The 8670-nt window shown below is 74.1% G+C and carries 8 protein-coding genes; 6 read left to right on the top strand and 2 right to left on the bottom strand.

Going from position 1 to position 8670, the window contains the following annotated elements; translation table 11 throughout:
* Window positions 1–8: 8 nt before the first annotated feature.
* Window positions 9–743 carry a ZIP family metal transporter gene (locus ACIQTP_RS23420; protein WP_403402554.1) on the bottom strand — a complete coding sequence of 245 codons (735 nt, stop codon included), beginning with the start codon at window positions 741–743 and terminating at the stop codon, window positions 9–11.
* Between the two features lie 119 nt (window positions 744–862).
* On the opposite strand from ACIQTP_RS23420, the gene cobM reads away from it, so the two are divergent.
* The 6 genes from cobM to cobC are packed head-to-tail and all read left to right on the top strand — an operon-like array spanning window position 863 to window position 7288.
* Window positions 863–1687, top strand: coding sequence for a precorrin-4 C(11)-methyltransferase (gene cobM, locus ACIQTP_RS23415; RefSeq protein ID WP_403402551.1), 825 nt, complete (start codon window positions 863–865; stop codon window positions 1685–1687).
* Window positions 1684–2934, top strand: coding sequence for a precorrin-6y C5,15-methyltransferase (decarboxylating) subunit CbiE (cbiE, locus tag ACIQTP_RS23410; protein ID WP_403402548.1), 1251 nt, complete (start codon window positions 1684–1686; stop codon window positions 2932–2934). The genes cobM and cbiE overlap by 4 nt, the downstream gene beginning before the upstream one ends.
* Window positions 2931–4679, top strand: coding sequence for a precorrin-3B C(17)-methyltransferase (cobJ, locus tag ACIQTP_RS23405; protein WP_403402545.1), 1749 nt, complete (start codon window positions 2931–2933; stop codon window positions 4677–4679). The genes cbiE and cobJ overlap by 4 nt, the downstream gene beginning before the upstream one ends.
* Before the next feature lie 5 nt (window positions 4680–4684).
* Window positions 4685–5287, top strand: coding sequence for a precorrin-8X methylmutase (locus ACIQTP_RS23400; RefSeq protein WP_403402759.1), 603 nt, complete (start codon window positions 4685–4687; stop codon window positions 5285–5287).
* Window positions 5284–6219, top strand: coding sequence for a sirohydrochlorin chelatase (locus tag ACIQTP_RS23395; protein WP_403402542.1), 936 nt, complete (start codon window positions 5284–5286; stop codon window positions 6217–6219). The genes ACIQTP_RS23400 and ACIQTP_RS23395 overlap by 4 nt, the downstream gene beginning before the upstream one ends.
* Window positions 6203–7288 (top strand): Rv2231c family pyridoxal phosphate-dependent protein CobC, encoded by a 1086-nt coding sequence (cobC, locus tag ACIQTP_RS23390; RefSeq protein WP_403402539.1) that lies wholly within the window; start codon window positions 6203–6205, stop codon window positions 7286–7288. The genes ACIQTP_RS23395 and cobC overlap by 17 nt, the downstream gene beginning before the upstream one ends.
* Before the next feature lie 364 nt (window positions 7289–7652).
* Here cobC and ACIQTP_RS23385 read toward each other — a convergent pair whose 3' ends face one another.
* Window positions 7653–8561: an SCO1860 family LAETG-anchored protein gene (locus ACIQTP_RS23385; protein ID WP_403402537.1), complete on the bottom strand. Its 909-nt coding sequence runs from the start codon at window positions 8559–8561 to the stop codon at window positions 7653–7655.
* Window positions 8562–8670 lie beyond the last annotated feature (109 nt).

Genomic DNA, 8670 nt, shown 5'->3' with positions numbered 1-8670 from the left:
CCACAACGTCACCCGCTTCCGGCGAGACCCACCACCAGCCAGATGAACCCCGCTCCCGCGATCGTGCACAGCAGGGTCGAGCGGGCCGGGTGCTCGTGGTGCGCCTCGGGGAGGATCTCGGCGGCGGCCAGGTACAGGAGTACGCCGCCGAAGAGGCCGAGATAACAGCCGAGCGCTTTCTCCGGGATGGTGAAGAACAGGGTCGACGCGGCGCCGATCACCGGGGCCACCGCGTCCGCGCACAGCATCGTGATCGCCTTGCGGCGCGCGTTCCCGTACAGGCTCGTGATCGTGTACGTGTTGAAGCCGTCCGCGAAGTCGTGGGCGATCACCGCGAGCGCGACCGCCAGGCCCATACCGCCGCCGACCTGGAAGGCGGCGCCGATCGCGACGCCGTCCATGGCGCTGTGCCCGACCATCGCCGCGGCGGCCGTCAGGCCCACCTCGGGCGCGCGTCCGTCGTGCTCCTCGCCGCCGTGCGCGGCCTGCCGGGCGGCCAGCAGACGTTCCACCAAATGGGCCAACAGGAACCCGGCGACGAACAGCAGCAGGGCGGCCGGTACGCCGAACACCTCCTCGCCCGCCGCGTTCAGCGCCTCCGGGAGCAGATCCAGGCCGACCACGCCGAGCATCAGCCCGCCCGCCAGGCCCAGCACCAGGTGGCGGCGGTCGGTGACCCGCTGTGCCGTCCAGCCGCCGGCCAGCGTCATCAGGAACGCGCCGAGCGCGACGAAAACCGCCATGAGCCCTTCGTATCCGATCGCACCCCGTTCGCGCACATCCGGCGACGACCTCGCGCCCACTGACGCGCCGACCGACTTCTCGCAGCACCCGATTCATCCGTAGGAGAGGACCGATTCCCATGGCCGATGCCCCCACCGGCAAGGTGACCATCGTCGGGGCAGGGCCCGGCGCCGCCGACCTGCTGACGTTCCGCGCCGCGCGCGCCATCGCCGAGGCCGACGTCGTGATCTGGGCGGCCAGCCTGGTGCAGGCCGAGGTCCTCGGGCACGCGCGCGAGGGGGCGGAGATCCTGGACTCGGCGACGATGTCCCTGGAGGACGTCGTGGCCGTGTACGAGCGGGCGGCGGCGGAAGGGCTGAAGGTGGCCCGCATCCACTCCGGCGACCCGGCCCTGTGGGGCGGTACGCAGGAGCAGCTGGACCGGTGTGCGGACATCGGCGTCGAGACCGAGATCATTCCCGGCGTCTCCTCCTTCTCCGCCGTGGCCGCGCTCGCCCAGCGCGAGCTGACGATCCCCGAGGTCGCGCAGTCCGTGATCCTCACCCGGCTCGGCGGCGGCAAGACGCCCATGCCGCCCGGCGAGGAGGTCCGGGAGTTCGCGCGGCACGGCACGACCATGGCGCTGTTCCTGTCGGCCGCCCGCAGCGGACAGCTCGTACGGGAGCTGCTGGAGGGCGGCTATCCGACGGCCACGCCGGTCGTGGTCGCCTACCAGGCGACCTGGCCGGAGGAACTCATCGTGAAGTGCACGATCGAGACGCTGGAGGAGACCGTCAAGGAGCACAAGCTCTGGAAGCACACCCTCTTCCTGGTCGGCCCCGCCCTCGACGCGACCGGCACCCGCTCGCACCTCTACCACCCCGGTCACTTCCACGGGTTCCGCAGGGCCGATCCGCAGGCACGCGCGGAGCTGCGCGCGGCCCGCAAGGGCAGTCCGTCGTGATCACCGTCTTCGGTACGGGGACGGGGGCACCGCTTTCCACGGACGCCTCGGACGCGCTGGCCGACGCCGGGCTCGTGGTGGGCGCCCGGCGGCACCTCGCGGCAGCGCGGCTGCCGGACGCGGTGGAGCGGATCGTCCTCGGGCCGCTCGCGCCCGCCCTTGACGCGATCGAGGGATGCCTGGAGAAGGAGCGGCGCGTCGTCGTGCTCGCCTCCGGTGACCCCGGGTTCTTCGGGATCGTGCGGGCGCTGGCCGAGCGGTTCGGAGCGGAGCGGCTGGACGTGCGCCCCGGTGTCTCGTCCGTCGCGACCGCCTTCGCGCGGCTCGGGCTGCCCTGGGACGACGCGGTCGTGGTGAGCGCCCACGGGCGCGCGCTGCGCACGGCCGTCCAGGTCTGCCGCTCCCACCCCAAGGTGGCGGTGCTGACCGGGCCCGGCTCCGGGCCCGCCGAGCTGGGCGCCGCCCTCGCCCACCGCTCCACCGGGCGCGTCCTCGTCGTGGCGAGCGCCCTCGGCGACCCCGAACACGAGCACGTGGAGCGGGTCACCCCGGCTCAGGCCGCGGCCCGCGACTGGGGTACGGCGGTGAGTGTCGTCCTGTGCCTCGACGAGTCCCGGGCCCTCGCCCCCGTGCGGACGGTCGCCGGTCCCCCGGCCGGACCCGACCGGTGGGCCCTGGACGAGCGCGAGTTCGCCCACCGCGACTCGATGATCAGCAAGTTCGAGGTGCGGGCGCTGGCGCTGGCCCGGCTCGGGCCGCGCCTTGGCGAGCTGGTCTGGGACGTCGGCGCGGGCTCCGGGTCCGTCGCCGTCGAGTGCGCGCGGTTCGGGGCCGCCGTCACCGCGGTCGAGAAGACACGGGACGGCTGCGACCGGATCCTCGCCAACGCCGAGGCGCACGGCGTCGACGTCCGGGTGGTGCACGGGGCCGCGCCGACCGTGCTGTCCGACCTCGACGATCCGGATGCCGTGTTCATCGGCGGCGGGGGGCGCGAGCTGCCCGCGATCGTGACCGTCTGCGCGCGGCGGGCCCGGCGGTCCGTCGTCATCGCCATGGCCGCGCTCGACCGGGTGCCGGCGGCCCGGGAGGCGCTCATCGCCGCCGGGTTCGACTGCGACGGCGTACTGCTGCAGTCCTCCAGGCTCGCGCCGCTGCCGGGGAACGTCACCCGGCTCGCGGCCACCAACCCCGTTTTTCTGCTGTGGGGCGTCCGGCCTCCGGCGCGTACCGAAGGAGTCCTCCAGTGATCGGCCTGATTTCCGCCACGGCGGCGGGCGCGGCGGCCCGTGACCGGCTGGCCGCGGCCTGGCCCACCCGTACGCGGGTGTACGACTGGTCCGTCGGGGCCGCCGGGTCCGCGTCCGGTGAGTCCGCCGGGGCCGCGTCCGCCGGGTCCGTCGGGGACGCCGTGCGGCGGGCCTTCGCGGAGTGCGACCAGTTGGTGTGCTTCCTCGCCACGGGGGCGGTGGTGCGGCTGATCGCGCCGCTGCTGGGCGACAAGACGTCCGACCCGGGGGTCGTGTGCGTGGACGAGGGCGGGCGGTTCGCCGTGTCGCTCGTCGGCGGTCATGGCGGCGGCGCCAACGAACTCGCCCGCGAGGTAGGCGAGTTGCTCGGGGCCGAGCCGGTGGTGACAACGGCGACGGACGCGGTCGGGGTGCCGGGGCTCGACACGCTCGGCTTCCCCGTGGAGGGCGAGGTCGCCGCGGTCACCCGGGCGCTGCTGGACGGCGAACCCGTCGCCCTGCGCGCGGAGTTGGCGTGGCCCCTGCCGCCCCTGCCGGTCACGGCGGAGGGCGCGTACGGCATTCGTGTCACCGACCGGGCCGTGGCGCCCGGCGAACGCGAAGTGCTGCTGCGGCCGCCCTCCCTCGTGGTGGGGGTCGGCGCGTCCAGGGGCGCCCCGGCGGCGGAAGTTCTCGGTCTCGTCGAGGACGCGCTCCGTGACGCCGGGCTGTCCCCGAGGTCCCTCGCGGAACTGGCCACCGTCGACGCCAAGGCCGAGGAGCCCGGCATCGTCGAGGCCGCCGAACGGCTCGGGGTGCCCGTGGTGACGTACACCGCCGAGGAGTTGGCGACGGTGGACGTGCCGAACCCCTCGAACGCGCCGCTCACCGCCGTCGGCACCCCGTCCGTGGCGGAGGCCGCCGCCCTCGTACACGGCGGTGAACTCCTCGTGCCCAAGCGGAAGTCGACGCGTGCGGACGGGCAGCCCGCGATGGCCACCTGTGCCGTCGTGCGCCGGGTGGCGCGCGGGCGGCTCGCGGTGGTCGGGCTCGGGCCCGGCGCCCGTGACCTGCTCACCCCGCGGGCGAAGGAGGAGCTGCGGCGGGCGTCCGTGCTCGTCGGGCTCGACCAGTACGTCGACCAGATCCGCGATCTGCTGCGCCCCGGCACTCTGATCCTGGAGTCCGGGCTCGGCGCCGAGGAGGAGCGGGCGCGCACGGCGGTGGCCGAGGCGCGGCGCGGGCAGGCCGTCGCGCTGATCGGCAGCGGGGACGCGGGCGTGTACGCGATGGCGTCACCCGCGCTGGCCGAGGCGTCCGACGACATCGACGTGGTCGGGGTGCCGGGCGTGACCGCCGCGCTCGCGGCCGGAGCGATCCTGGGCGCGCCGCTGGGCCACGACCATGTGTCGATCAGCCTCTCCGACCTGCACACACCGTGGGAGGTCATCGAGCGCCGGGTGCGGGCCGCCGCGGAGGCCGACATCGTCGTGACCTTCTACAACCCGCGCAGCCGGGGCCGCGACTGGCAGCTCCTGAAGGCGCTCGCGATCCTCGCCGAGCACCGGGAACCGACAACGCCGGTCGGGGTGGTCCGCAACGCCTCCCGGCCGGACGAGTCGAGCCGGGTGACGTCGCTGGGGTCCATGGATCCGGCGATCGTCGACATGATGACCGTGGTGACCGTGGGCAACACGGCGACGCGTGAGATCGCCGGGCGCATGGTGACACCGCGCGGCTACCGCTGGCAGGAGGAGCCCAAGTGAGCCGAGTGAGCCAGGTGTTCCCGGAGAACCGGGTCGTGCACCCCATCGAGCAGGAGTCCTTCCGGCGGCTGCGTGCCCGCCTGGACACCTCGCACCTCCCGCCGCTGACGCGGGCGGTCGTGGAGCGGGTCATCCACTCCGCGGCCGACCTCGACTACGCGGACGACCTCGTCACCGACGAGGACGCCCTGGCGAAGGCGCACGCGGCGCTGCACGCCGGGGCGCCGGTCGTGGTGGACGTGGAGATGGTCGCGGCGGGCATCACGCGCCGCGACACCGTCTGCCGCCTCAAGGACGCCAAGTCCGGCCCGGGGCTGACCCGTTCGGCCCACGCGATCCGGCTCGCGTACGAGGACGTCGGGCCCGGCGCGCTCTGGGTGATCGGCTGTGCGCCGACCGCGCTGGAGGAGCTGCTGACGCTCGACGCCGACCCGGCGCTCGTCATCGGGCTGCCCGTCGGCTTCGTCGGCGCTGCCGAGTCCAAGGCCGCGCTGCGCGAGAGCGGAGTGCCCGCTGTCAGCAACGTGTCCGAGAAGGGCGGCTCGGCGGTCGCCGCCGCCGCGCTCAACGCCCTGCTGTACCACCCCGCTACCAAGGAGTTTTCGTGACCACCCCGCCCCCCGCCCTGCTCATCGCCGGACACGGCACCCGGGACGCGGCCGGAGCCGAGGCCTTCCGCGACTTCGTACGGCAGTTGGGGCACCGTCACCCCGAACTGCCCGTCGCCGGAGGGTTCATCGAACTGTCGCCGCCGCCGCTGGGTGACGCCGTGACCGAACTGGTCGAGCAGGGGGTACGCCGGTTCGCCGCCGTCCCGCTGATGCTGGTGTCCGCCGGGCACGCCAAGGGGGACATCCCGGCGGCGCTGGCCCGCGAGAAGGAGCGGCACCCCGGGATCTCGTACACGTACGGGCGCCCGCTGGGCCCGCACCCGTCGCTGCTGGCGGTGCTCGAACGGCGGCTGGACGAGGCGCTCGGCTCCGCGGCCCGTTCGCCCGAGGACCGGGCCGATGTGACCGTGCTGCTCGTCGGGCGCGGCTCCACCGACCCGGACGCCAACGCCGAGGTGCACAAGGCGGCGCGGCTGCTGTGGGAGGGGCGCGGGTACGCGGGCGTCGAGACGGCGTTCGTGTCGCTGGCGGCGCCGGACGTCCCGTCGGGCCTGGACCGCTGTGTGAAGCTGGGCGCGCGGAGGGTTGTGGTGCTGCCGTATTTCCTGTTCACCGGCATCCTCCCCGACCGGGTGCGGCAGCAGACCGAGGGCTGGGCGGCCGCGCACCCGGACGTCGAGGTGCGGTCGGCCGAGGTCATCGGACCCGAGCCGGAGCTGCTCGACCTGGTCATGGAGCGGTACCGGGAGGCCGTCAAGGGCGACCTGCGGATGAACTGCGACTCCTGCGTCTACCGCATCGCGCTGCCCGGCTTCGAGGACAAGGTGGGCCTCCCCCAGCAGCCGCACTTCCACCCGGACGACGACGGGCACCACCACCACGACGGTGACCACGGGCACCACCACGGCGGGCATGCGCATGCGCACTGAGGGCGCGCATGGGGGCGGCGCGCACGATCTGCGGCACCACGGGGACGCCGAGGTGCGGGACGACGGCTCGACGCTCACCGATCTCGCCGTGAACGTCCGTGCGGACACGCCTCCGGCGTGGTTGCGCGAGCGCGTCGCCGCGTCGCTGGACGGGCTCGCGGCCTACCCGGACGGGCGGGCCGCGCGGGCCGCGGTGGCGGCTCGGCACGGGGTGCCGGTGGAGCGGGTGCTTCTGACGGCGGGGGCGGCGGAGGCGTTCGTGCTGCTGGCCCGGGCCCTGAAGGTCCGTCAGCCGGTGGTAGTCCACCCGCAGTTCACCGAGCCGGAGGTGGCGCTGCGGGAGGCCGGCCACACGGTCGACCGGGTGCTGTTGCGTGAGTCGGACGGCTTTCGGCTGGACCCCGCGGCCGTGCCCGAGGACGCGGACCTCGTCGTCATCGGCAATCCGACCAATCCGACGTCCGTGCTGCACCCGGCGGCCGCGATCGCCGCGCTCGCCCGGCCCGGGCGGACGTTGGTGGTCGACGAGGCGTTCATGGACGCGGTGCCGGGTGAGCGGGAGGCGCTCGCCGGGCGTACGGACATTCCCGGGCTTGTCGTGCTGCGCAGCCTCACGAAGACGTGGGGGCTGGCGGGGTTGCGGATCGGGTACGTCCTGGCCGCGCCCGACACGGTCCGTGAGCTGTCCCGTGCGCAGCCGCTCTGGCCCGTCTCCACGCCGGCCCTCGTGGCGGCCGAGGTGTGCGTGTCGCCCCGGGCGCTCGCGGAGGCCGCGCACGCGGCTCGGCGGGTCGGCTCCGACCGGGCCCATCTTGTCGCGGGGCTCAGGGAGTTCGAGCCCGACGGGTTGCGGGTCGTCGAACCCGCCGAGGGTCCTTTCGTGCTGATTCGGCTGCCTCGGGCGGCGGTGGTGCGGCGTCAGTTGCGGGGGCTCGGGTTTGCGGTGCGGCGTGGGGATACGTTTCCGGGGCTGGGGGAGGAGTGGCTGCGCGTGGCCGTACGGGACCGGGCGACCGTCAATGGACTCCTCCAGGCGTTGGATCGGGCGATGGCGGTGGCTGGGCGATGAGGATGGGTGCGCCCCGGGTTCCTCGCCCCCGCCGCCCCTACCCGTCCCATCCCGTTCCTGGAGGCTCCGCCCCCAGACCCCCGGGGTGCGTTCTTCGGCTGCGGGTGAGTGGGGGCTGCTCGCGCAGTTCCCCGCGCCCCTGAGGCGGGGGCTTCGCCCCGCATTCCCCGCCAGGTTCTTCGGCTGCGGATGAGTGGGGGCTGGGCGCGCAGTTCCCCGCGCCCCTCAAGGGCGCTGGCGCGCGTCTTTCAGCCTGTCCGGCGTTTGAGGACGAGGCCGTTCAGGCCGATGGGGGGTCTGGGGGCGGAGCCCCCGGGTTCGGGATGGGACGGGTAGGGGCGGCGGGGGCGAGGAACAGGTCGGGTCAGGAGTGGCGGCGGCGGGCCAGGGCGACGGCCGCTCCACCCGCGGCCAGGAGCACGACCGCGCCACCCACCACATACGGGGTCGTCGACGAACCACCGGTCTCGGCGAGGCCCGACTCCGCCGGTGCCCCCTGGGGCTTGATGTCGGGGGCGGAGGCGGGGGCAGACACGGAGACAGCGGCCGCGGCCGGAGTCTCGCAGGTGACGGACCCCAGGGTCAGGGTGCCTTCCACATCCGCCACGTTCAGCTTCAACGGGTTGACGGAGACCTTGAGTTCGAGCGCGGACGCGGCCGCCGTACGGGACGTGGTCAGCGTCCTGGAGAAGTCGAGCCGGACCTCACCGACCCCCGGTACCTTCACCTCGGTCGGACCGCCCACCGTCAACGTCACCTTCTTGCCGAGGACGGTCACCCCGCCCAGAAGGGTGGCGGAAGCCACGGGCTTGCGCCCGGCCTCACAGGTCGCCTTCGAGGTCACCTGCCCGACCTCGATGAGGGACAGCAACGGCAGCCCGGGGACATGGATCCGCGCATGGGTGAGGTTCGTGGACGCCTCGGCCCCCGACGCGGACGCCGTCGCCTTCGCGGAGGCGGCATCCGCCCGCAGCACACTGAACGGCTGCCCACCGTCGACCCCGTCCAGGCTCGCCGTCAGCGCGGTCCGCTCGGCGCTCCGCGGCGCCCGCACCTCGTTGAGGGAGACCGTGAGCGGGACGTTCACGGTCTTGTTGAGCAGGGACACGTCGAGCCCGGTGCGCAGCACGACGGCGCTCGCGCGACCGTGGTCGGCGCTCGCGTGCGCGGAACCCGCACCGGCCAGCACCACCGGACCGGCGGCGAGGACGGTGGCCGCCGCGGTGGCGGTGAAACGGCGTGCGGGCATGCGGAAGTTGGTGTTGGCGTTCAAGGGTGGGACCCCCAGGAGAGAACAGCTTGGGACCCGGTAAGAATTACGCACCGAGAGTGAACAGTCAGCAACCTGACGTGACTTCACTCCAACGTGGGGTTTCCGGGAG

The organism is Streptomyces sp. NPDC090798, from assembly GCF_044768965.1.
Lineage (GTDB): Bacteria > Actinomycetota > Actinomycetes > Streptomycetales > Streptomycetaceae > Streptomyces.
Note: the sequence above shows the minus strand (reverse complement) of the source record. Positions and strands in the feature narration are given on the sequence as shown.